The organism is Geodermatophilus obscurus DSM 43160 (assembly GCF_000025345.1).
In the GTDB taxonomy this organism is placed as follows: Bacteria; Actinomycetota; Actinomycetes; order Mycobacteriales; family Geodermatophilaceae; genus Geodermatophilus; species Geodermatophilus obscurus.
Map to the genome: position 1 here is coordinate 2,630,313 of NC_013757.1, position 21,867 is coordinate 2,652,179.

Annotated in this window: 21 protein-coding genes and 2 pseudogenes; 14 read left to right on the forward strand and 9 right to left on the reverse strand. The window is 72.0% G+C overall.

Annotated features, from left to right (window positions below):
• Nucleotides 1–79 precede the first annotated feature (79 nt).
• From GOBS_RS29700 to GOBS_RS12370, 4 genes are all read left to right on the forward strand, one after another.
• On the forward strand, nucleotides 80–193 hold the full coding sequence (locus GOBS_RS29700; RefSeq protein WP_208104433.1) for an ROK family protein: 114 nt from the start codon (nucleotides 80–82) through the stop codon (nucleotides 191–193).
• On the forward strand, nucleotides 190–810 hold the full coding sequence (locus GOBS_RS29350) for an ROK family protein (protein ID WP_208104434.1): 621 nt from the start codon (nucleotides 190–192) through the stop codon (nucleotides 808–810). Before GOBS_RS29700 ends, GOBS_RS29350 begins: the two co-directional genes overlap by 4 nt.
• Nucleotides 811–881: 71 nt before the next feature.
• Nucleotides 882–2,282, forward strand: coding sequence for a sugar porter family MFS transporter (locus GOBS_RS12365; protein ID WP_243697706.1), 1,401 nt, complete (start codon nucleotides 882–884; stop codon nucleotides 2,280–2,282).
• Nucleotides 2,283–2,390: 108 nt separating this feature from the next.
• Nucleotides 2,391–2,858 carry a universal stress protein gene (locus GOBS_RS12370; RefSeq protein ID WP_166487369.1) on the forward strand — a complete coding sequence of 156 codons (468 nt, stop codon included), beginning with the start codon at nucleotides 2,391–2,393 and terminating at the stop codon, nucleotides 2,856–2,858.
• A 96-nt stretch (nucleotides 2,859–2,954) separates the two neighbouring features.
• Here the strand turns inward: GOBS_RS12370 and GOBS_RS12375 are convergent, their stop codons facing one another.
• On the reverse strand, nucleotides 2,955–3,752 hold the full coding sequence (locus tag GOBS_RS12375; RefSeq protein ID WP_041241464.1) for a MerR family transcriptional regulator: 798 nt from the start codon (nucleotides 3,750–3,752) through the stop codon (nucleotides 2,955–2,957).
• A gap of 78 nt (nucleotides 3,753–3,830) precedes the next feature.
• On the opposite strand from GOBS_RS12375, the gene GOBS_RS12380 reads away from it, so the two are divergent.
• The gene (locus GOBS_RS12380; RefSeq protein WP_012948632.1) at nucleotides 3,831–4,184 is read left to right on the forward strand and encodes a nuclear transport factor 2-like protein; all 354 of its coding nucleotides are present in this window, start codon (nucleotides 3,831–3,833) and stop codon (nucleotides 4,182–4,184) included.
• A gap of 16 nt (nucleotides 4,185–4,200) precedes the next feature.
• Here GOBS_RS12380 and GOBS_RS12385 read toward each other — a convergent pair whose 3' ends face one another.
• A complete protein-coding gene (locus GOBS_RS12385) occupies nucleotides 4,201–4,569 on the reverse strand; it encodes an FCD domain-containing protein (RefSeq protein WP_049788246.1) in 369 nt (122 codons plus the stop codon).
• A gap of 81 nt (nucleotides 4,570–4,650) precedes the next feature.
• Between GOBS_RS12385 and GOBS_RS12390 the strand changes: the two genes are divergently transcribed.
• The 3 genes and pseudogenes from GOBS_RS12390 to GOBS_RS29710 all read left to right on the forward strand — a co-directional run bounded on the left by GOBS_RS12390 (nucleotide 4,651) and on the right by GOBS_RS29710 (nucleotide 6,061).
• The gene (locus tag GOBS_RS12390) at nucleotides 4,651–5,400 is read left to right on the forward strand and encodes an alpha/beta fold hydrolase (protein ID WP_012948633.1); all 750 of its coding nucleotides are present in this window, start codon (nucleotides 4,651–4,653) and stop codon (nucleotides 5,398–5,400) included.
• Nucleotides 5,401–5,495: 95 nt separating this feature from the next.
• Nucleotides 5,496–5,660, forward strand: a pseudogene (locus tag GOBS_RS29705) (TRIC cation channel family protein); the annotation flags it as partial.
• A gap of 38 nt (nucleotides 5,661–5,698) precedes the next feature.
• Nucleotides 5,699–6,061 carry a trimeric intracellular cation channel family protein gene (locus GOBS_RS29710; protein WP_081448872.1) on the forward strand — a complete coding sequence of 121 codons (363 nt, stop codon included), beginning with the start codon at nucleotides 5,699–5,701 and terminating at the stop codon, nucleotides 6,059–6,061.
• Between the two features lie 519 nt (nucleotides 6,062–6,580).
• On the opposite strand, the gene GOBS_RS12400 is transcribed toward GOBS_RS29710, so the two are convergent.
• Nucleotides 6,581–8,812: a hypothetical protein gene (locus tag GOBS_RS12400; RefSeq protein WP_166487370.1), complete on the reverse strand. Its 2,232-nt coding sequence runs from the start codon at nucleotides 8,810–8,812 to the stop codon at nucleotides 6,581–6,583.
• Between the two features lie 463 nt (nucleotides 8,813–9,275).
• Between GOBS_RS12400 and GOBS_RS12405 the strand changes: the two are divergent.
• Nucleotides 9,276–9,677 (forward strand): annotated as a pseudogene (locus GOBS_RS12405) (tyrosine-type recombinase/integrase); the annotation flags it as partial.
• Nucleotides 9,678–9,964: 287 nt separating this feature from the next.
• On the opposite strand, the gene GOBS_RS12410 reads toward GOBS_RS12405, so the two are convergent.
• Together GOBS_RS12410 and GOBS_RS12415 are read right to left on the reverse strand one after the other, a co-directional pair.
• Nucleotides 9,965–11,146: a serine hydrolase domain-containing protein gene (locus GOBS_RS12410; RefSeq protein WP_012948636.1), complete on the reverse strand. Its 1,182-nt coding sequence runs from the start codon at nucleotides 11,144–11,146 to the stop codon at nucleotides 9,965–9,967.
• A gap of 88 nt (nucleotides 11,147–11,234) precedes the next feature.
• Nucleotides 11,235–12,290, reverse strand: a complete 1,056-nt coding sequence (locus tag GOBS_RS12415; RefSeq protein ID WP_166487371.1) for a serine hydrolase domain-containing protein — start codon at nucleotides 12,288–12,290, stop codon at nucleotides 11,235–11,237.
• Between GOBS_RS12415 and GOBS_RS27415 the strand changes: the two genes are divergently transcribed.
• Nucleotides 12,289–12,447 carry a hypothetical protein gene (locus GOBS_RS27415; RefSeq protein ID WP_166487372.1) on the forward strand — a complete coding sequence of 53 codons (159 nt, stop codon included), beginning with the start codon at nucleotides 12,289–12,291 and terminating at the stop codon, nucleotides 12,445–12,447. The two genes, GOBS_RS12415 and GOBS_RS27415, sit on opposite strands and share 2 nt — an antisense overlap.
• A 120-nt stretch (nucleotides 12,448–12,567) precedes the next feature.
• On the opposite strand, the gene dacB is transcribed toward GOBS_RS27415, so the two are convergent.
• A complete protein-coding gene (gene dacB / locus GOBS_RS12420) occupies nucleotides 12,568–14,172 on the reverse strand; it encodes a D-alanyl-D-alanine carboxypeptidase/D-alanyl-D-alanine endopeptidase (RefSeq protein ID WP_208104435.1) in 1,605 nt (534 codons plus the stop codon).
• Nucleotides 14,173–14,332: 160 nt separating this feature from the next.
• Between dacB and GOBS_RS12425 the strand changes: the two genes are divergently transcribed.
• Both GOBS_RS12425 and GOBS_RS12430 read left to right on the forward strand, forming a co-directional pair.
• The gene (locus GOBS_RS12425) at nucleotides 14,333–16,072 is read left to right on the forward strand and encodes a sensor histidine kinase (RefSeq protein WP_166487373.1); all 1,740 of its coding nucleotides are present in this window, start codon (nucleotides 14,333–14,335) and stop codon (nucleotides 16,070–16,072) included.
• Nucleotides 16,060–16,707 (forward strand): response regulator transcription factor, encoded by a 648-nt coding sequence (locus GOBS_RS12430; protein WP_012948640.1) that lies wholly within the window; start codon nucleotides 16,060–16,062, stop codon nucleotides 16,705–16,707. The genes GOBS_RS12425 and GOBS_RS12430 overlap by 13 nt, the downstream gene beginning before the upstream one ends.
• A gap of 520 nt (nucleotides 16,708–17,227) precedes the next feature.
• On the opposite strand, the gene GOBS_RS12435 is transcribed toward GOBS_RS12430, so the two are convergent.
• Nucleotides 17,228–17,374, reverse strand: coding sequence for a hypothetical protein (locus GOBS_RS12435; protein WP_012948641.1), 147 nt, complete (start codon nucleotides 17,372–17,374; stop codon nucleotides 17,228–17,230).
• Nucleotides 17,375–18,080: 706 nt separating this feature from the next.
• On the opposite strand from GOBS_RS12435, the gene GOBS_RS12440 reads away from it, so the two are divergent.
• The gene (locus tag GOBS_RS12440) at nucleotides 18,081–18,377 is read left to right on the forward strand and encodes a site-specific integrase (RefSeq protein ID WP_166487374.1); all 297 of its coding nucleotides are present in this window, start codon (nucleotides 18,081–18,083) and stop codon (nucleotides 18,375–18,377) included.
• Between the two features lie 145 nt (nucleotides 18,378–18,522).
• Here the strand turns inward: GOBS_RS12440 and GOBS_RS12445 are convergent, their stop codons facing one another.
• Entirely contained in the window at nucleotides 18,523–18,822 is a 300-nt protein-coding gene (locus tag GOBS_RS12445; RefSeq protein WP_012948643.1) for a hypothetical protein, read from the reverse strand.
• Complete coding sequence (locus GOBS_RS25450) at nucleotides 18,819–19,586, reverse strand: ParA family protein (protein ID WP_012948644.1); 768 nt, start codon at nucleotides 19,584–19,586, stop codon at nucleotides 18,819–18,821. Before GOBS_RS25450 ends, GOBS_RS12445 begins: the two co-directional genes overlap by 4 nt.
• A 239-nt stretch (nucleotides 19,587–19,825) precedes the next feature.
• Here GOBS_RS25450 and GOBS_RS12455 point away from each other — a divergent pair, with 239 nt between their 5' ends.
• Nucleotides 19,826–21,709, forward strand: coding sequence for a DUF4407 domain-containing protein (locus GOBS_RS12455; RefSeq protein WP_012948645.1), 1,884 nt, complete (start codon nucleotides 19,826–19,828; stop codon nucleotides 21,707–21,709).
• Nucleotides 21,710–21,867: the final 158 nt, after the last annotated feature.

Consider the following 21,867-nt stretch of genomic DNA (forward strand, 5'->3'; position numbering starts at 1 on the left):
TGGTCTTCGCGCCCAACCTCGCCTGGCGTGACGAGCCGCTGCGCGTCACGTCAAGAAGCGGTGCGGGCTGCCGGTCGTCGTGGAGAACGACGCCAACGCGGCGGCCTGGGCCGAGGCCCGCTTCGGGGCCGGACGGGAGCAGCAGTACCTCGTCGTCCTCACGGTCGGGACCGCCTCGGCGGCGGCCTGGTGACCGGCGGGGAGCTGTACCGCGGGCGGGAGGGCATCGCCGCGGAGTTCGGGCACGTGACGGTGGAGCCGGGCGGACGGCGGTGCGGCTGCGGCGGCCGGGGCTGCTGGGAGCGCTACGCCAGCGGCCGGGCGCGCATCCTCGAGGCCCAGGAGCTCGCCACGGTCTCGCCGGCCATCGCCGGTCGGCTGTTGGAGCTGGCCGGTGGCCGGCCGGAGGCGATCACCGGCCTGCACGTCACGCGTGCGGCCCAGGACGGGCACGAGGCGGCGCTGGAGGCGTTCCGGGTGATCGGCACCTGGCTGGGCCAGGGCATGGCCGCCCTCACCGCGGTCCTGGACCCGGAGGTGTTCGTCCTCGGCGGTGGGGTCTCCGCCGCTGGGGAGCTGCTGCGCGAGCCGGCGGAGCGGTCGCTGCAGGAGCGGATCACGGCACGCGCGTACCGGCAGGTGCCGGCCGTCCGGCTGGCCGAGTTCGGCCTCGAGGCCGGGATCGTCGGCGCGCCGACCTCGCCCGACAGCGGTGAGGCAGTACAGGGGAGAGGACCCACGGGGATGTCGGAAGGCACGGTCAGGCGGCACAGGGTGTGGCACGGGGGACGGCGGAGGGGGATCCGGTGAGCGAGCACGGTTCGTTCGATCAGCACGCGTCCATCTATGACGACACGGACACCGGGAGCGGTCGCAGTGCGGTGCGGATCGCGTCCGTGGCCGCGCTGGGCGGTTTCCTCTTCGGCTACGACAGCGCGGTGATCAACGGCGCCGTCGCCGCCATCGAGGACCGGTTCGAGGTCGCCGCCGGGCCACTGGGCTTCGCCGTGGCCTCGGCGCTGCTGGGGGCCGCGGCCGGTGCGCTGACGGCCGGGAAGTTCGCCGACCGCTTCGGCCGGCTGTTCACGATGAAGGTCGCCGCCGTCCTGTTCTTCGCCAGCGCGCTGGTCACCGGGTTCGCACCCAACCTCGCGATCCTGGTCATCGGCCGGCTCATCGGCGGTGTCGGTGTCGGCGTTGCGTCCGTCATCGCCCCGGCCTACATCGCGGAGGTCGCTCCGGCCCGGATCCGCGGTCGCCTGGGGTCGCTGCAGCAGCTCGCCATCGTCAGCGGCATCTTCCTGTCCCTGCTGGTGGACTTCGCCTTCGCCAGCGCCGCGGGCGGATCGCGCAACGAGTTCTGGTTCGGCCTCGAGGCCTGGCGCTGGATGTTCCTCGCCATGGCCGTCCCGGCCGTGATCTACGGCGTGCTGACCCTCACCATCCCTGAGTCGCCGCGGTACCTCATCGCCACCCACCGGATCCCGGAGGCGCGGCGGATCCTCAGCACCCTGCTGGGGGAGCGCGGCCTCGACATCAAGATCGAGCGGATCCGGGAGACGATGGAGCGGGAGGAACGGCCGTCGTGGGCCGACCTGCGCGCCCCGCGGTCCGGTCTCCTCCCGATCGTCTGGGTGGGCCTGGGCCTGTCGGTGTTCCAGCAGTTCGTCGGGATCAACGTCATCTTCTACTACTCGAACGTCCTGTGGGAGGCCGTCGGCTTCAGCGAGAACGACTCGTTCATCATCACGGTCATCACATCCGTGGTGAACATCGCGACCACGCTGATCGCCATCGCCAGCGTCGACCGCTTCGGCCGCCGGCCGCTGCTGCTGATCGGCTCGGTGGGGATGGCGGTCACCCTCGGCACGCTGGCCGTCGTCTTCGGCACCGCACCGCTGAACGCCGAGGGCGCCCCGGTGCTGTCGGACGTCACCGGGCCCATCGCGCTGCTCGCGGCGAACCTGTTCGTGGTCGCGTTCGGCATGTCGTGGGGGCCGGTGGTGTGGGTGCTGCTGGGTGAGGCGTTCCCGAACCGGATCCGCGCCGCAGCGCTGGCCTTCGCCGCGGGCGGTCAGTGGGTGGCGAACTGGCTGATCACGGTGAGCTTCCCCTCGCTCTCGGACATCTCCCTCAGCCTGGCGTACGGCCTGTACACCGTCTTCGCGGTGCTCTCCCTCCTCTTCGTGCTGCGCTGGGTGCAGGAGACCAAGGGCGTGGAGTTGGAGGACATGCACGGCAACACCAGTGCAGTCCCCGGCGAGGCTCGTCGCTCCGGCTGACGACCGTTCCTGCGGTGGTTTCCCGGACGGCGTGCGGATCCGTGGTCCGGCGGCCTGTCCGGTTTCTAGACTCTGCTCCCCGGAGGTCGACACGCGGAGGTCGATCACATGCGCAGGTATCTCGTCGTCGCGAACCAGACCCTGGGCGGTCGGGAACTCCGGGAGGAGCTCCGCAGACGTGCGGTGGCGGGCGAATCCTCGTTCTACGTGCTCGTGCCCAACACCCGGGCGGCGCACTACCACGTCGTGCCGGCCGCCGGTGGCTTCGTCCCCATGCCGAGCATGGCCACGGGCTATGGCGGGCCCGGGACCGACGAGGAGGCGACCGAGGAGGCCCGGGCGCGACTGTCCCGGATCCTGGCCGAACTGGCCGAGCTGGGTGTCGAGGCCGAGGGGCACCTGGGCAGTCCCCATCCGCTGGAGGGCATCGAGCAGGCCCTCGCGGACCGGGACATCGACGAGGTCATCGTGGCGACCCTGCCCAAGCGGGTCTCACGCTGGCTCGGTTCGGACATCCCGCACCAGGTCGAGCGACGCTTCGGTCTGCCGGTCACCACGATCGTCAGTCGAGCCTGACCAGCAGACCCGGGGCGGCCGGCACGATCACTGCCATCGGGACGGTCGAGAGGGGGACTGCTGCCCCACCTCGCCGTACCGCCCCGCCCCGCTTGCTCAGCCCGGGGCCACCCGGAAGACAGGCCAGCCGATCTCGGTGCGCCACGCACGTGGTTCGGCCGTGTCCCTCGGGCCCACGAGGTAGTGCTCCCGCACCGGCCCGGCAACGGCCAGCGCGTTCGCCACGACCCAGGCGCCGAGCTCGCCGTAGGTGACGTCGATGTCGTCGTGCTCGCCGACGTGGGTGGTGACGGCCAGCTCGACGGCCGGCAGGGTCACCGGGTGCACGCGGCCGCTGTGCGGCGGATCGGCCGTCGGCCGGTGAACGAGCAGGTGGCCGCGGCCGTCCTCGAACAGCGCGTTGTCGTACAGCCCTCCCGGGACGCCGGTCGGTTCGCCGACGACCGCGTCCAGCTCGGCCATGGCTCCGGCGTACCAGGGAAGGACCTGGTCGTGCGACACGTCGTCCTCGACCGCGGCCACCGTCGCCGCCGGGACCGCGCGCAGCTCGACGTCCAGCCGGGCCGGCTCCGGCCGCAGCAGCCGGCGCAGCGAGGCCACCGCGGCGCGGGTGCGGTCCAGCTCCGACTCGAGCCGGTGCAGGTGGTCGGCGACCAGGCCGGCACGAGCACGCGGGTCCGGGGCGCGGAGGATGCGCTGGACGTCGGGCAGCGGCACGTCGAGCTGGCGCAGGCGGTGGATGACCTGGGCGGTCGGGATCTGGTCCGCGCTGTAGTAGCGGTAGCCGGTCGCGTCGTCCACCGTGGTCGGCTCCAGCAGCCCCGCGTCGTGGTAGCGGCGGAGGGTGCGCACGCTCAGGTGGGTCAGCCGGGAGAACTCGCCGATCGCCAGCACCAGTGCACTGTGCACCCTCCCCCCGCGGGAGGGTCCAGCGCTTGACCCTCCCGCGCCGGGAGGTCGCACCGTCGGGACATGACCGCATCGACCACCATCCGGCCCGACCAGCTCCCCGCTCCGATCCTCGGGTACCTCGCCGCGCACATGGCCCGCGACGCGGACGCCGCGCTGCGTGGCTTCGCCTCCACCGCCGTGATCGTCGACGACGGCACGACCTACCGCGGGACCGATGAGATCCGCCGCTTCCTGTCCAAGGCCGGCGCCGAGTTCAGCTACACCACCGACCTCGTCGGTGCGCAGCGCATCGACGGCGCGCACTGGGTCGTCACCAACCGCTTGGAGGGCGACTTCCCCGGCGGCGTCGTCGACCTCCGCTACCGCTTCGCGATGGACGGCGACCTCATCGCGGAGCTCGTCATCGCGCCGTGACGGCCGGCCACGGTAGTCATCTCTCGGCGCTCGGCAGGCTGTGCCAGGTGTCGTGGGCGACGGCGGCCGCACCCTCGGCGTCTCCGGTGGCGCAGAGCCGGATCAGCTCGTCGTGCTGGCGGACCGAGTCCCGGCCTCGCAGGGCGGTGAACCGCAACCGCTCAGCACGGCGCACCGTGGGCGTGAACTGCTCGAGCACCGTGGCGAGCGCGCGGTTGCCGGCGATGCGCACGAGCACGCCGTGCGACTCGTCGTCGGTCCGCAAGGTCGCCTCGACGTCCCCGGACTCGAGGGCAGCGGTGAACCGGTGATTGGCCTCGTGCATGGCCTCCAGGTCGCCGTCGAGGAGGGCGGGGGCCGCCTCGCGGACCGCCAGCTCGCACACCCGGGGCGTTGGCAGGGGCGCGTACTGAGGTGCGCAACCGGACGGGCGGCACCGGTCGCCCGCAGACCGAGAGGAGGAGCGATGACCAGCAGCACGATCGAGACCCGCACCGGCACGACCAAGCCCACGGTGGTGCTCGTGCACGGGGCCTTCGCCGACTCGTCCAGCTGGAACGGCGTGATCGCCCGGCTCCGGCGGGACGGCTATCCGGTGATCGGGGTGGCCAACCCGCTCCGGGCACTGCACAGCGACGCGGACTTCCTGCGCGACGTCCTGGACAGCGTGGACGGGCCCATCGTCCTCGCCGGCCACTCCTACGGCGGCAGCGTCATGAGCGAGGCCGCCGACGGGCAGCCGCAGGTGAAGGCGCTGGTGTACGTCGCCAGCTTCCTGCTGGACGAGGGGGAGAGCACCGGCGAGCTGGCCGGCAGGTTTCCGGGCAACGAGTTGGGGTCGGCACTGCGGCCGGTGCCCGTTCGCGGTCCCGACGAGCAGACCGTCGACGACCTCTACATCGAGCAGCAGGAGTTCCGGCCGATCTTCGCCGGCGACGTGCCGCCGGACGTCGCCGAGCTGATGGCCGTGACGCAGCGGCCCATCGCCGGTGACGCCCTGGGGGAGAAGGCGACGAAGGCGGCCTGGAAGACCATCCCGTCCTGGACCCTCGTCACGCTCCAGGATCTGGCCGTCCCGGCCGAGGCTCAGCGGTTCATGGCCGAGCGCGCGAAGTCGCACGCGGTCGAGGTGGTCGCCTCCCACGCCGTCACCGTCTCCCGGCCCGACGTCGTCGCGCAGTTGATCGACGAGGCCGCCCGCGCGACGGCCGGCTGACACCAGGGCAACCGTCCGCCGGGGCCGCTCCAGCTCGGAGCCCCGATGTAGACGATCGGCCTGATCGGCGTGTTCGTCGGGATCTCCGGGGCCTGATGACGATCCGCCGGCACTTCGACGTGGTGGGGGTCGCGATCCTGGCGGTGGTCACCGCGCTGGGTGGCGGGATCGTCCGCGACCTCGTGCTCGGTGACACGCCGCCTCAGGCGTTCACCAGGCGGGAGTACCTGGTCGTGGCGCTGTCGGCGGCTGCCGTCACGTCCGTCGCCCACCGCGGGTTCACCCGGCTCGCGCGGCCTTGCTCGTCTTCGACGCGGCCGGGCTGGGCCTCTTCTGCGTGGCCGGTACCGAGAAGGCCCTCGACCACGGGCTCGCGCCGGTTGCGGCGGCCCGCCTCGGGGTCACGACCGCCCTGGGTGGCGGGGTGCTCCGCGACGTCATCGCGCGAGGTCCCGGTCCTGGTCCGCTCGGAATCCGAGCTCTACGCGGTGCCGGCGGTGGTCGGGGCCTCATCGTCGGCATCGCCTCAACCCTCGACGCCGGCGGCCCAGCGCTCAGGGACGGCGGGGCCTTCTCCTGTGTCCGAGGGGCGACGCGCTACACACGCACACGGGGTGTCGTTGCAGATCCGCCGCCCAGTCGCGAAGGCTTCAGGAGCTGAGGGGGGTCGCCCCGGCACAGCTCTGGTCTCGGGCGCCGGGAGCAGCAGCGCGCGCTCGTCCACGTCTGTGACACTGCCGACGACCAGCCGCAAGGGTCGGCGCACTCGAGACGCCGAGATCATGCCTGGCTCAGAAGACCGGTTCCCCCGGAGCTGGCCCGATCGACATGTTCCCGGCCGGGTCCAGGTCGCAACGCAGCCGGGAGGCGTCGGAGGCTCGGGACGTGACCGACCGTGTGCGGCGCCCAGCACCGCTCACACGCACCTCGACAGTCGACGCGTGTGCGACAGCCAGCGGAATCCGGACGATGTCGGCGAGGCCTATCGAGTAGTTCGTAGTGACGCCCCGTTGGTGCCACACCTCTGCGCCGTCCATGAGTACGGTGACCTCGGTATCGGCAAAGCCGGTGCCGAGCTCGACGGTGAGCTCCCCTTGTCCCAGACCTTGTGCCGTCATCCCTCTTCCTCGTCGCGGACCCCGGGACCGCGGGACGTACCCCGCGGCCCCGGGGCCTCAACTCAGCTGTCCGAGTTCCCTCGGAGCATCCTCTGGATGGTGGATGGAGCGTTCTTCGAGCGGGCCAGCTCGGTCGCATCCTGACGCAGTCGCCGGGCGCGGTCGGCATCACCTGCGGCGGCGTGACTGGCGGCCAGATAGGCCATCACCTGGTAGACGGTGAGGTCGTCCAGGCCGCCCGTGCCGCGGGAGGCGTCGATCGCCTGGTTGAGGAACCGGTCAGCGCGGCTCAGGTCGGGCGGACGCTCCTCCACCGATCCATCAGCGTGCAGCTTGGTGAACGGCCGGGCGGCGTTCATCCCGATGGCCAGCTGAGCGTAGACCGCGTCCCGATGGTCGGCGTGCTCCTCGACGACCTCCTGCAACGCGTCCATGCCACGGCGCAGGTAGGGCGAGTCACTGCCCAGCAGTGTCAACGCCATGCCTGTCTCGTCGCGGAGCATCAGGTCCGCGACGACGGCACTGTCGTCCCCAGCAGGTGACCACACTCGTAGGAGAGCGGTGTTGGAGACGACGACCGAGCCGTCCGGCGCAGTGTAGCTCGCACGGATCCGGTAGGCGCCCGGATCCTCGAAGAGCTGTCCCACGCCGGCGTCGTAGCCGATGTAGGCGCTGACCGGCAGCACCTCCCCGGCCGCGGCGTCGTGCAACTCCGAGGCAGCGCAGTGCAGCACCGCAGGCCGGTGGACGACGGTGTCGCCGCTCGGCCGGCTCACCGTCACCTGGACCTGTCCGAAACTCGGGTGCAGCTGGCTGGCCCGGTGCACCAGCTGGCCCCGCTGCACGGTGAGTGCGATCTCCAGAACGATGGGTGTGCCCAGCGTCGGCCGATCCGGCGAGGTGCGGATGGACAGCTGCAGGCCGCTGGTGTCGCTGACCGCCTCGGCCGGCTGGATCGGCGCTTCCAGAGCCGCTCCGGTGCCGAAGGGCGAGCCACCCATGATCACGTTGTTGCGGAAGCCGTGACGGATGTGGGCCAGTTCCAGCCCGTCGAAGCCGAAGTCGAACGCCCCCCAGAACGCGGCTTCGCCACTCGGGGCGCTGCCTCCTGGGTTGAACCTCTTCGGATAGTTCATCCACGAGAGCGCGCCTGGCCGGTCGGGCAGCGGTGGGTTCATGAAGCTCTTGTGGAAGGAGTGGAAGAGGTTGAAGCAGTGCCCGAGCTCGTGCACATTGACGTAGAGCTGGGTGCGTTGGTCGGCCGCCGCGGCACTCTGGATGGTCTCGTAGAAGCTCGCGCAGCCCTGCCGCTGCAGCCCCTTCTGGTCGAACATGATGCCGATGACGTTCTCGGTGCTGGTCAGCTCGTGCTCTCGGGCGTGCAGCAGCCAGACCTTGAACTGCGGTCGCTCGGCGTACCGGGAGAAGTGGGTCAGCATCGCGTCGTGCAGGCTGGCATCGTTCCAGATGTGCGTTGGCGAGGTCCTGACGACGTTGGTGCCGCCCGTGTCCAGGATCTGGATGCCCGCCTCGCCGTAGGCCGCAGCAACGTTCAACTGGCGCGCTGGGCCACCGCTGGGCAGTGAGCCGGTGTTGTAGCTGTCGAAGCGCGTGACCCCGTCCTCGACGTCCTGCTCGAGTTCCACCGTGCGCAGTGCGCCGCTCTCGTGCTGGCAGACGTACGTGGCTCCGGGCGCGCCAGTGAGCGTCGACCACGTGATGGTCGCGGCGGCGGCCGGCTGGAGAACCGTCCGACGCGGGACGACCACCCGCGCCACGGTGAACGTGGTGGGCCAGGTCGTCCGCGCCGTCCCGACCACGACCATCGAGCCGTTGACGGTCGAAGTCGTGACCGCATCCACCGTCCACGAGCCGAAGTAGGTCACTGTCCCGCCGGAGACGGTGAAGTAGTCACCGCTGAGCTTCATGAGCGGCTGTCGGCCATCGACGTCGACTCGCAGTTCGAGCTGAAAGCCCGTGAGTGGAGACCGGTACCGACCGCTGGTGGCCCGGAAGGGGAGGGGGATCGGCGGGAGGGGGATGGGTGGCGCTTGTGCAGCGGCTGCCGGCGCCTGGTCGGTGAGGAAGCTCTCCAGCGCGGCAAATCCGTTATCCGCCGGTGCCACCGCGGCCGGCGCGGCGGGGTCGGCCAGCGAGGCGACGACGTTCTCGTGCGCCACGGCTCCCGGAGGCGGAGCAGGTGAGGGGATGAATGGCTGGGCAGGCGTCGTCATCGCTGCACCTGAGGCATCGGTAGGGCCTGAGTTCGGTTCGACAACGGTCACGCTGATCACTCCTCGAGAAGGTCGGCGCCCTCGGTCCTCCGGACGGAGCGGACGTCGGTGCAGGCTGTTGAGTTGCGCCAGCAATCTCGCGCCAACGCCGTCACCTCTCCGTCACTTGTTGGTTACCGCGCTCGTCAGAGCCACTGCAGCGCTCCAGGCAGACCGACCCGGGCACGGGGTGCCACCGCCAGGTTCAGCGAGGCTCCGAAGTGACACCCCGACGAGCGTCGCGTTCGAGCCCACGGCCCAGTCCCTCCGCCCGGTCCCTCGGCCGGCGAAGCTTAAGATCCGGACCTCGCCATGGGCTGGCGGCTGCTCGCGGCCACCGGGATGCGCCGCGGTGAGGCGCTGGCCCTGCGCTGGCGGGACGTCGACCTGGACGCCGGCCGGCTCGCGGTCCGCCGCAGCGCGGGTGTCGTGAAGGGCCAAGGGCGCCGGAGAGCGCCTCGTCGAGGGCCCGACCAGGACGGGCCGATCGCGGGTGGTCGACCTGGACGCGGGCACCGTGGCCGCGCTCCGTGCCTACCGGGCGGCTCGTGGGCTGCTGGTCCTCGACCTCGTGCGGGACCCGGGGCTGGTACTCAGCAACCCCGACGGCAGCCACCGGCACCCCGAGCGGTTCTCCCGCCGTTTCGCCGGCCAGGTCGTCCAGGCGCGCAGGGCACTGGGGGAGGAGCGGTTACCGGTGATCCGGCTGCACGACCTCCGGCACACCCACGCCACCCTGCCACTTGTGGACTGCGTGCCGGTGAAGGTCGTCTCGGAGCGTCTGGGCCACGCAAACGCCACCATCACGCTCACCGTCCACCAGCACGTCCACCCGGGCATGGGCCGCGAAGCGGCCGACCGCTTCGCGGCGCTGCTCGAGCGCTGACCCGGCGCGCGAGGTACCACGAGGGCCTCGGAGCCCCTGACAGCAGGACACCCGGGGTCCTGACGTGCAGGCAAACCGGGTGAGGCTGTGTCCGGGGGGCGACGCGCTACACACGCACACGCCTCTGGCCTGCGTGGTGTCCTCTGACCCGATCGCCGCCGCCTCTGAGCCGGGACCGCTCTCACTGCGCGGTGGCTGGCCGCCTACGTGCCGCCGGAGGTAGGCCCGGTCACCAGGTCCGCCGCCGCCGTCGAGGTGGCCCGAGGTGGACCGCGGGGCCCTGACGGTCACCAGGTCGGCAGGCTGTCGGGGTACAGCAGCGTGACGATCCCACCCCAGAGGTCCATCGCGGGGACGGCCTCGGCGTCGGCCGCATTGACCATCACGACCACGCTCGCCTTCTCCTCCGGCAGGTGGAAGACCGTGTTGCTGTAGCCGAAGATCGACCCGTTGTGGCCGACCCAGTTCCCGAGCTGGAGAACGCCGAGGCCGTACTGCACCCGGACGCCGGTCGAGGTGAGCGGCGTCCACTCCTGGCGCAGCCGGGCGGTCTCCGGGGCGAGGCCCGTCCCGCTTGCCAGTTGTTCGGCGTAGCGGATCATGTCCGGCACGGTGGAGATGACCGCACCGGCGGTGAACGGGACCTCGGGGTTGCTGAACGTGACGTCCCGTGGCTCCTCCGCGGCAGGGTCCGCCGGTGCCAGCTCGCTGTCGGTGTTCATGTAGCCGTGGGTGAACGGCTCCGGCAGGGCCGCGGTCGTGGGATACGACGTCTCCGGCAGGCCGAGCTCCTCGATCACCGAGGTGGTGTACTGCTGTGCGGAGCGGCCGGTGACCCGCTCGATGACCAGCCCGAGCAGGACGTACTCCGAGTCGGAGTACACGGTCGCTCGGCCGGGTGGGGTGGCCTCGTCGGCATGCGCGCGGATGATCTCGAGGACGTCGTAGGGGGACCACCCCGGCAGGAGCGGATCGGCGACGTACCGGGCCATGAACTCCTCGTCCAGGACGAAGTTGTACACGCCGCCGCGCATGCCCAGGAGGTGGTGCACGGTGATCTCGTCCCCGTAGGGGATGTCGGGGACGTACTCCTCCAGGGGGTCGTCGAGGGACAGCCTCCCCTGTTCGGCGAGGCGCAGCACCGCCTGGGCGGTGAGGGTCTTGGTCACGCTGGCGATGCGGTAGTGCACGTCGGTGGTCATCGGGGTCCCTGCGGTGTCCGCGGTCCCGTAGGCCTGGAGGTAGCTCCCCCGGACCGGGTCGGAGATGCCGACCACCGCGCCTGTGACGCCGTCGGTCAGCGCGGCCCGGGCCAGTTCGTCGACCTGTGCGGCGAGGTCCGGGTCGAGGGTCGCGGCCGGGTGAGGAGCGGACTCTGCCGGGCGGGCGGGGGTGGCCGTGAAGCCGGTCGTCCCGGCCCCGGCGAGCAGGGCGAGTGCGAGGGCGGCGGGGCGCATCCATCGGCGCATGGGGAACAGCTCCTCCCGTGGAGGGAACGGTGTGGTGTCCGCGTGGCCGGGGCCCCGTCGTACCGACCCGGTCTGCCAGGGGTGCCGATCAGTCGGCGTAGAGCTCGGCGATCACCGCCTTGGCGAGCTCGACGGCCGGGCCCTCGCCGTTGGGTGCGGGCGCGGTGGAGGCCCAGGTGACGACGGTGATGTCCCGGACCGGGTCGTGGCCCATGAAGGAGTTGGTCCCGGGCAGCTCACCGCTGTGTCCGTACACGGGCCCGAACCTGGCCAGGCCGAGCCCGTAGCCGGGGCTGGCCGGGTCGTCCGGGTCCACCGGCTGGACGCTGGCGATCCGCTCCTGCTGCAGCTGCGGGCTGAGCAGGCACCCGTCGACCAGTCCCTCCACGTAGTCGGCGAGGTCCGGCGCGGTGGAGATCCCGGCGCCCGCGGTCCACCCCCAGGAGGGGTTGGTGTCGGTGACGTCCATCGGCTCCAGCGTGCCGGCGCGGGCAGCGGCCTGGACCTCCGGTGGGAGCACGAGGCTGTCGATGGTCTCGACGTTCGTGCCGAAGGTGTACATCTGCGGGTGCGGATGTGGGATCGAGGCGTCGGTCAGCGCCGGGAAGGACGTCTCGCCCAGCTCCAGCGGGCCGAAGACCCGGTCCTGGAAGGCCTGCTCCACCGGGACCCCGGTGAGCTGTTCGATGATCACGCCGAGCAGCACGTAGTTGGTGTTGGAGTACAGGAACCCCTCCCCCGGGGGGAAGGCGGGCGGCTCGGCGAGGCCGATCGCGAGCAGCTCCTCCGGGCTCCACACCCGGCCGGGGTTGCTGTCCATCTGCTCGTTCAGTGCCAGGTCTTCGGTGTAGTTGGCCAGCCCGCTGCTCATGTCCAGCAGCTGGGCGATAGTGATGTCCTCCCCGTTGGGCACGTCCGGGCGGTACCGCGACACCGGGTCGTCCAAGGCGATCCTGCCCTCGTCGACCAGCTGCAGGATCACCGTGGCGGTCATGGTCTTGGTGTTGCTGCCGACCCGGACGTGGTCGGCGAGCGTGACCGGCTCGGTGCCGTGCCAGGTCCGGGTGCCCATCGTGGTGGCCCAGTCGCCGAGCTCGGGCGACCGCACCAGGACGGCGGCGCCGGTGATCGCCAGGTCTCTCATGAGCCGGTCGAGTTCGGGCTGGACCGCTGCGGCGTACCCCGGGTCCCCCGACGGCGCCGCCGCGCTCAGCGGCGACGCGTTCGCCGGGGCGGGAGCCACGACCAGCAACGCGACCGCCGTCGTGGCGATCGAGGCGGCCAACGAACCGGGTGGCTGAGAACGACGGGACCCGCACGAGCGCTCCGCAGCTGTCATGGTCGATCCTCCGATGGGGAGCCGGTCAGGGGTGTCCGGATGTCCGCGCCAGGTGGCTCCCCGGCCGGGCACACCGTCGGCTTCACAACGCCTGCTGGAACGCCGCGGCGACGGCCGCCACGTCCTCGTTGGCGTCGTGCAGGCCGGTGGGCACGTCGGGGTACGTCGCCCCGCTCATGGACAGCGAGAACACGAACCGCTCGCCCCGCTCGGTGGTGAGGTGGCCGGCGAGGCTCTGGACCTTGTACAACACGCGGCCCGTGGTGGGGTCGACGTCGACGCTGGTGCCCGTCTTGGCCGCGACCTCGCCCGCGGCGGGATCGTCCTGACCCGTGCTGGCCAGCGTCCCGCTCACCCCGAGGACGGGCTGGCCCGCCGCGAACTCCTCGCCCCAGGGCTGTCTCTGCGCCCACCTCGTCCAGGCGACCATCTGATCCGGTGTCGTCGAGGCCGGGTCGGCGCCCTGCCCGTCGAACAGCACCACGTCCTCGGGAGCGACGCCGGCCCGGTCGAGCTGGGAGTGCACCGCCTGCAGCCCGTCGAGGCAGTCGGGCGAGCCGCCGTGCGCCGCGAGCAGGCACATCAGGGCGTTCGCACCGGTGTTGTAGCTGGTCTCCAGGATCATGCGACCGAAGGCCTTCATCGGCGGGGAGGTCAGGGAAGCCACCCGGTCCTCGGCCGGGTAGGAACCCGCGGGCGGCAACCCCGCCTGGTCGTTGGGTCCGACGGCGGGGGAGGTGACCGTGACCCCGGCGCGACCCAGTGCCTCGACGAACAGGGTGCGTGCCCAGGATGCCGCGTGCGGGATCCGGTGGATGGTGAGCTGGGACGCGCCGGCCGCGATGGTGCCGCTGACCGTGACCGATGTGGGATCGCCCGGATCGGCGGCGACGGTGAGCGACGTCGGCGTGCCCGCGTCCGTGGTGGTCACCGTCGACTCCACGGTGACGGCCTGGGTCTGCGGGCGGAGGTCGAGGACGGCGGGCTGACCGATCCCGGCCGCCGTCACGGTGATGTCCAGGATGTTGTCGTTGACGTAGATCGAGGGTGCAGGTCCCTCCTGGCCGTCGAACGTGTTCCACAGCCGGGTGTCGATGACCACGTCGCCGGCGATCTCGGTGACGCCTGACCCGGCCACCTGCCGGGCGAGGTCGTCCAGGCCGGCCAACGGGCCGTCCGGGACGAACGCCGCATTCGGCGCGATGTCGCCGTAGACGTGGTCGATCGTGCCGGCGGTGAACGCGTGGTCCACGCGGCCGCTCATGGCGCCGCGGCCACCCATGGCGAGGTCTCCCGACGCCACCAGCACCAGGTCGCCGGCGAGGACGCCACCGGCCGGCTCGGCCGTCGCGTACACCGGCGTGGTGAGCGTGGCATCGGTGCCCAGCGTCGCGTACGTGGTGCCGACGGTGAAGTTCTTCGCGGTCGACGCGGTGAAGACGGACTCCCCGGCACGACCGGCCAGGACGACCCGACCCGTCTCCGCCTCGGCGACGGAGTAGAGCCACCGGGCCGTCTCGAACTCCGGCTTGGACATGATGGCGGCAGCGGCGGCCGGGAGTTCGCCGACCTGCGGCTGGATGCCGGGCCCTTCACCCGGCGAGGCGGACGACCCGGTCGACGAGGTGAACGCGGTGAGCACGACGGTCGACACGAGCAAGGGGAAGGCAGCCGCTCGGCGGTTCACGTAGGCGACCATGGCGACGTCGGAACCGCTGGGCAATGGACCGGAGTGGCCCGCCCACCTGGACCTGGGTACAGGGTCTCGGGCGTGTCGTCGCCGGTGCGATGCTGCCCCGAGCGCGCGTCGCCGGTGCCATGCTGCCCCGATGGCGCATCGGGGAGGTGTGCGATCGTCGCTGGCGCGGGCGCTGATGGTGAGCCTCGTGCTGATCGGCGCGTTCGGTGCCGTCGTCGCCGGCGTCGAGATCGCCCTGTTCGCCGACCAGCGCGTCGCCCCGTGGTGGCTGCTCGCGTCGTTCCCGGCCGGAGGGCTCGTCTACCTGGCCGCAGGCCTGGAGGCATGGCGGCGCCGGCCGAGCAACCGCACCGGCCCGATCATGGTCATCGGGGCGCTGTCGTGGTTCGTGGTCGCCCTCGCCAACACCGGGACACCCGTCCTGGCGGCGGTCGGGATCGTGCTCGCCACCACCCCGCTCGCCGTGGTGGTGTGGCTGCTGCACGCCTTCCCGTCCGGCCGGCTCCGCTCGCGCACCTCCCGCCTGACGGTGGTGGGGGGCTTCGTGGTCTCACTCGTCCTGCAGGTCCCGCTCTACCTCTTCGATCCGGGTGCCAGCCCGGGCGGCGTGCTCTCCGTCGGTCATCGGGCGGATCTCCTCTCCGCCGGCACCTGGCTCCAGCGAGGCGCGGGGATGGTGGTCATGCTGGTGACCGCGGGTGTGCTCGTCGACCGGCTGCGTACCGCGACGCCCGGCCAACGGAGGGTCCTGCTGCCGCTGTACGCCTACGGGACCCTGGCTGTCCTGGCGACGCCGCTCGGTCCTCTCCTGGGTCCGGCCGCCGGTCTCTCGCTGGCGCAGGTGGTCGGGCTCCAGATCGTCCTGCTGGCCGGGGTGCCCGTCGCCTTCGCGGCGGCGATGCTGCGCGGCGGGTTCGCGAGGACGGCCGAGATCCAGGAGCTCAGTGCCTGGCTGGCGTCGTCCGCCGCCACCCCGGAGCTGCTCGCCGATGCCCTCGGGCGCACCCTCGGGGACGCGTCGTTGCAGGTCGTCTACGCGTCGCGGGACGGGCGCGCCCTCGTGGACGGCAACGGCGTCCCGTTCGATCCGTCGGCGCTGGGCGAGCACCGCGGCCTGGTCGACATCGAGCTCGGGTCGAGACGGATCGGCGCCATCGTCTACGACGCGACCGTCATCGACGACGCCGAGTTGGTCCGCGGGGCGGGTCAGGTGGCCGCCCTGGCCATCGACCACGACCGGTTGACGGCCGAGCTGCGGGCCAGCCATGCCGACCTGCAGCAGTCGCGCGCCCGCCTCGTCGAGGCCGGCGACCGGGCACGGCAGCGCATCGCCCAGGACCTGCACGACGGTCTGCAGGTGGAGCTCGTCCTGCTGGCGTTGGAAGCACAGGAACTGGCCCGCATCGACGGGTCGGCCGATCTCCCCGACGCGGCGACGCGCCTCCGGATCGGCATCGACGGTGCCGCCCGGCACCTCCGGGGGATCGTCCACGCCCTGATGCCGGCCGCCCTGGTCGAGCGGGGCCTGACCGCGGCGATCGAGGACCTGGTCGATCGCATGCCGCTGCCCACCCGGCTGGCGGTGGCCGAGGTCGACGGGCGCCTGCCGGCGACGGTCGAGAGGACGGCCTACTTCGTGGTCGCCGAGGCGTTGACCAACGCGGTCAAGCACGCCGCGGCCGAGAAGGTGACCGTGACGCTCGAGCGCGCGCCGACGCGGCTCGTCATCGGCGTGACCGACGACGGCGTCGGCGGTGCGACCCAGGAGGGTGGTGCGGGGCTGCACGGTCTCGCCGACCGTGTCGACGCCATCGGTGGCCGGTTCACCATCGAGAGCCCGGCCGGCGGAGGCACACACCTGCTGGTGGAGCTGCCGTGCGGGTCGTGATCGGCGAGGACGAGGCGCTGTTGCGGAGCGGGCTCACGCACGTGATGCGGGCCGCCGGGTTCGACGTCGTCGCTGCGGTCGGGCATGCGCACGAGCTGGTCCGCAGCGCGGAGGAACACGTCCCCGACATCGTCGTCACCGACATCCGGATGCCGCCCGATCACAAGGACGCGGGCCTGCGGGCGGCGATGGAGATCCGCCGACAGCATCCCGAGATCGCCGTCCTCGTGCTGTCGCAGCACCTCCAGCGCACCTACGCCGTCGAACTGCTGGGCGATCGCTCGTCCGGCGTCGGGTACCTCCTCAAGCAGCGGATCGCCGACGTCGACACGTTCACCGACGACCTCCGCCGCATCGCGGCCGGCGGCACCGTCCTCGACCCCGAGGTCGTGAGCCTCATGGTCGCCCGCGCCAGGGGGCGTCACGATGCGCTCGACCGGCTGACCCCTCGTCAGCAGCAGGTGCTGGCCCTGATGTCCGAGGGCCGGACCAACGCGTCGATCGCCCGGACCCTGTCGATCACCGAGCGGGCGGTCGTGCAACACACGTCCCACATCTACGACGAGCTCGACCTGGCGCTCAGCGACGACGACCATCGCCGAGTACTGGCGGTGATCCGCTACCTGTCGTCGTGAGCGGCTCACCGAGCTCCCCGGCACGGCCGTGGTCGACAATCCCGCGGCGCTCTACCAATCCTCTGGACCCTCACCTCGCCCGCTCCGGGAGCCGGGCCGCCCTGGACGTTGGCCGCGAACCCGAGGAGCTCCTCTCCACCGGCCGCGGAGCATCACGATGGGTCACGAGGTCCCAGGAGCTCCGGACACGGAAGCGCGCCGGGCTCCTGACCTCCATGAACACCGAGGCGATGGAGTGTCCGAGGGACGTCACCAGCGGCTGGTGGTGCGGCAGCATCACGCCGGCCGAGCCCAGCCGGATGGACGCCGTGCGCTAGGCGGTGATCGCCAGGACCACCGCCGGCGACCCCGGGCACCCCGTGGTGCTCGCGACCCAGAACTGGTCGAACCCGGGCTGCTCGGCACGGACCGCCCGAGAGAAGATGCCGTGGGGAGCGGTGCCGTGGGATTCGTCGATCCGGGTGCGCTACCGGTTCAGCAGGGACACTCCCGGGTCCGTGTCCATCTCGACGGATGTCCCTCAGTGGTGCGCGGCGGCCCGTTCCAGCACCCACCCGCTTCCGCGGCACCCGGCGGGCAAGGGAGGAAAGCGATGGCCCTTGACGTCGGTGGACTCGTAGACGTGCCCGTCGTCGTCGCCCACGTCGCACCGGTGGATCCCGCTCACGGCACGACCTGACCGGGGCGGAAGACCTGGCGCTGCGCGGTCATGCCCGGACCACTACCCGGGACCTCGTCCCCGCATCCGTGCGATCACCGCCGGACTGTCGTGGGCGGCGAGCCGACACGTGAGGGGGCGTCCGTAAGGGAATGCTGCAGTCCGAGGAGCGAGTCGAGAAGGACCAGCAGCGGGCTAGAGACCACGTCTCCGGCAGGGAACTGGTTCACGGACGCAATGAGGAACCATCACCGATAGAGCACCTTGCCTCCACAGTGAGAGCAGTACTCGGATGAAGCAGTGGCTATCTGTCTTCCGCAGCTACGGCAACAGGGTTCTGTGTTGTCTGGTGCATTCCCCGAACGTGGTGCGCCACATACGGAGCAGTACTTGGACGTCACAGTAGAGTATTCTTGACCACAGCCGGGACAGTAGCCGGGTCGTAGCGCACTCGGGGCATGCGGATGATCGGTTCCCGGCTTACCGCAGCGGGGACAAAACCTTGTAAATCCTGACTTGTGCCCACACTGGTCGCAGTATGTGTGTCGTACCTCTGCCATGGTGCACTGTAGCCCGGCTGTCAAAATCCGGACCTCTGACGGCTCTTCTGTTCAAGGCGGGGCGACGTTCTTCACCTGTGAGACTTATGTGCCGCTTTCTACCCTGCGGCCATTCGAAGCATGAGTCTCCCAGGACGAAAGTCAGTTTCACCTACTTGGTGCTCGTGCTCAGCAACCTCGACGGCACCCACGCCACCCTGCTGCTCGCCGACGGCGTGCCGGTCAAGGCGGTTTCGGAGCGCTCGGGCCACGCCAGCGCAACCATTCCGCTCACCGTCTACCAACACGTGCACCCCGGCATGGGGCGCGCGGCGTTCGATCGGCGTGGAGGAGCGATGCCCAACACGCCCGTCCTCCAGATCAGGACCGGTCGAGTGACCGCCGGGGGCAGGGACGGGGAGACCCGCTCCGACTCTGCCGGCTGCAGGTCCGGCGCAGCCTCGGCGTGGTGAGGGCCGCCGCCGTGGGCTCGGATCGACCGGTGAGCGCTCCCGAGGCCCTGCCCCCGGACCCGCCGGGTCGCAAGTCACACCCCGGCGAGCCCGCACCCGATCAGTCGCCTGCCATGTCGGCAGGCTGGCCCGGTGCGGGAGCCGGTCAGTGGACGAGGCCCGTCAGGGAGATCCGCACCGGCCCGGCGCTGACGACGACGCCACCGCGCAGACGCCGGGCACCGGGCGCCGACCACTGCCAGAGCGTCACCCGCAGTTCCAGCGTCGGCGTCGACATCGGCGTCCGCACCCAGGCCGTGCCGCGGCGCTCCTCCGGTGGCGGCGCCGCGCGGTGCACCGGTTGCGGGACGGGCATCGGCGCAGCCTGGCGCAGGTCGTCGAGCAGGTCGTCCTGCAGGGCACGGGGGCGCTTGGCCCGTGGACGGATCTTGTCGGCAGTTGTCATCGCTGGACCCTCTCGGCGGCGGTCAGGGCCTCGTCGGCGAGCGCGAGGTACGCGGTCGCCACCGGGCTCGTGGGGTGGGAGAGCACGACAGGACGCTTGGCCAACGTGCTGGTCGGTACGCGACGGGACAGCGGCACGCGCGTCTGGAGCAGGGGGAGGTCCGTGCCGTCGAGCGCACCGGCGACCTCACGCGCCGCGCGACCGTGCTGGTCCCAGACCGCACACGCGACCCCGACGAGCACGGCCGAGGTGTTCTCGTACGTGCGCTGCTGCTCCAGGAAGGCCGCGACGCGTGCGACGCCGACCGCGGAGCCGGGATCGCTGGTGAAGACGGTGAGGACAGCGTCGGCCGCGCAGATGGCGGCGAGGGTGAGGCCACCGAGGTCCCCACGGGTGTCGAGGACGACGTGCTCGTACTCGCCCACCAGTGGTCGCAGCACCCGCCGCACGCTCGTGACCAGCCCGCCGGTCGTGGCCAGGTGGGCGGCCGCCGTCTCCAGCGACGGGTGGGACGGCAACAGGTCCAGCCCGGGCGTGACGTCGTGCCGGACCACGGCACGCGCATCGGCGGAGGGGTCCTCGAGGAGTGCGGCCAGGCTGTCATCGCCGGACTTGGCAACGACCCCGAAGGCCCGACCCAGGCTGTCCTGGGGGTCGACGTCCACGGCGAGCACCCTGCCGCGTCGGGCGAGGGCGACGGCCAGGTTCGCGGCCATCGCCGTCTTGCCCACACCGCCCTTGGAGGAACAGACAGCCAATCGCATGGGCGAAGTGTGCGGACCGCTCGCGGCCGCGGGCAGGTGCCGGGCCGCACACGCGGTGTCCGTTGCCCCACCCGACGCACTGTGCTCGATGTCACCACCGGCGGGTGCCCTGCGCCGGGTCGTCGAGTGCTGACAGTCGGAACCGCCCGGGCGTGATCACGCTCCTGGCACTGCCTGCCGATGAGACAGGCGAGGCGACGGCCGACCCTCGACCTCCGTCGCCCGGGGAGAGCGCAGCGATGACTGTTCCAGTCCGGCGGATCGGCGACGCGCTGGCCGTGCTCGCCGGCGCCCACCCGGACGTCCTCGAGGCGGCGCCTCGCGCCCGCGCGCGGTTCGTCGCGCTGGGCGGCGTCCTGCTGAGCACCGGCGCCCTCGCCGTCCTGTCGGCAGCGTTCGCGGTGCACATGGCGCTGGGCGCCTCGTGGCCGGTCGCGTTGCTCATCGGGCTGGGCTGGGGTGCGGTGATCGTCAACCTCGACCGGATGCTGCTGGTGGGGATGGCGCACGATCCGTCGCTCCGGCGGAACGTCGTCCTGGCCGTGCCGAGGATCGGGCTCGCGCTGGTGCTCGGCGCGGTCATCGCGACGCCGCTGACCCTGCGGGTGTTCGGCCCCGAGATCGACGGGGAGGTCGTGTCGATCCAGGCCGAGGCGGCGGATGCCTACAAGGCCCGCCTCGAGTCCGACGCCCGGTTCCGGCACCTCCCTGCACTGAGGGAGCGGATCGCCGCCCACCAGGCGGTCGTCGCCAGTGGCGGGCACGCGGACCCGGCGTTGAAGCCGGTGAACGACCGGCTGGCGACCGAGCAGGCCGCCTATGACAAGGCGGTCAGCAGCTACCAGCAGCTGGCGGCGAAGGCGCAGTGCGAGATGGACGGTACGTGCGGCACAGGGGACGCCGGGGACGGCGGGGCCTACCGGAGTGCCAAGGCGGCGGCCGAGGCGCAGGCCGCTGTGGTGACCGCCGCGAAGGCCCGTCTCGACGCCGCGGTGACCGCCGCCGAGGGTGCCGGGGCTCGCAGCGCCGCACAGGCACAGGCCGGCCTCGCCGCCGACGAGGCCACGCTCGCCGGCCTCACCGCGGAGCAGGACCGCCTGCAGGCGGTGTTCGAGGCCACGAACGACAACGCGGACGGCATCCTGATCCGGCTGCAGGCGCTGAGCCGGCTGAGTGATCGCGACAGCACGCTGCAGGTGGCACACCTGATGCTCTCGTTGCTCTTCGTCTGCATCGAGCTGCTGCCGGTGCTGATGAAGGTCCTGCTGAACTTCGCTCCTCCGAGTGCCTACGACCAGGTCACCGCGCTGCGCGACCACGACGACGTCGAGGCCGTGCGATTGCAGCAGAAGGTGCGGCTGGGGGTGGAGCAGGCGCAGGCGGAGCTGCTCCTCATGGCCGAGTCCGAACGGGTGGAGACCAGGAGACAGGGCATCCTCGCGCGGCAGCACGCCGCCGAGGCAGTGAAGGCGGTCCAGGAGCGCGAGGCGGCCGAGGCGGCCGAGGCGCGGCGGGTGGAGCGCCAGAAGCAGGTGATCCTGGCGCGTCAGCAGGCGGCCGAGGCGCGGCGGGCGGCCGAGGCGCGGGACGCGGCCGAGGCGCGGCGGGCGGCCGAGGCGCGGCGGGCGGCGGAGGCCCGGCGGGTGGCCGAGGCGCGGCAGGCGGCCGAAGCGGCCGAGGCGCGCAAGGCGGCCGAAGCGCGGCGGGCGGCCGAGGCGGCCGAGGCGCGGCGGGCGGAACGTCAGAAGCAGGTGATCCTCGCCCGGCAGGAGGCGGCCGAGGCGCGGCGGGCGGCCGAGGCGCGGGAGGCCGCCGCGGCGCGCAGGGCCGCCGAGACGCGCAGGGCCGCGGAGACGCGCAAGGCGGCCGAGGCCCGCAGGGCGGCCGAGGCGCGGGAGGCGGCGGAGGCGCGGCGGGCGGCCGAGGCGCTGGAGGCGGCGAGGGCGGAGCTGGAGGCCGCGAGGCTCGAGCTGGAGCAGCAGGCGGCGAGGGACGCCGCAGCCGAGGAGAGCGCACGCTGGCCGTGGGACATGGGCCCGTTCGGCTTCGCCCGCGACGCCGCCGTGCGGACCGTCCGGACGGTCACCCGCCGAACCTCCAACCGGGTCCCGACGTCGGTCTGACGCCGGGCGGTTGCCGTGGACCCCGACGGCGTCCCTCGTGCCCAGGAGCCGGCGGCCGAGTCGGTCACGTCGACGCAGGAGGCACTGCGGTCACCGACCGCGAGGCCTCCTGCTGCATCCGAACGGGGCCTGATCCTCGATCTCCTGTGTCCCAGGGT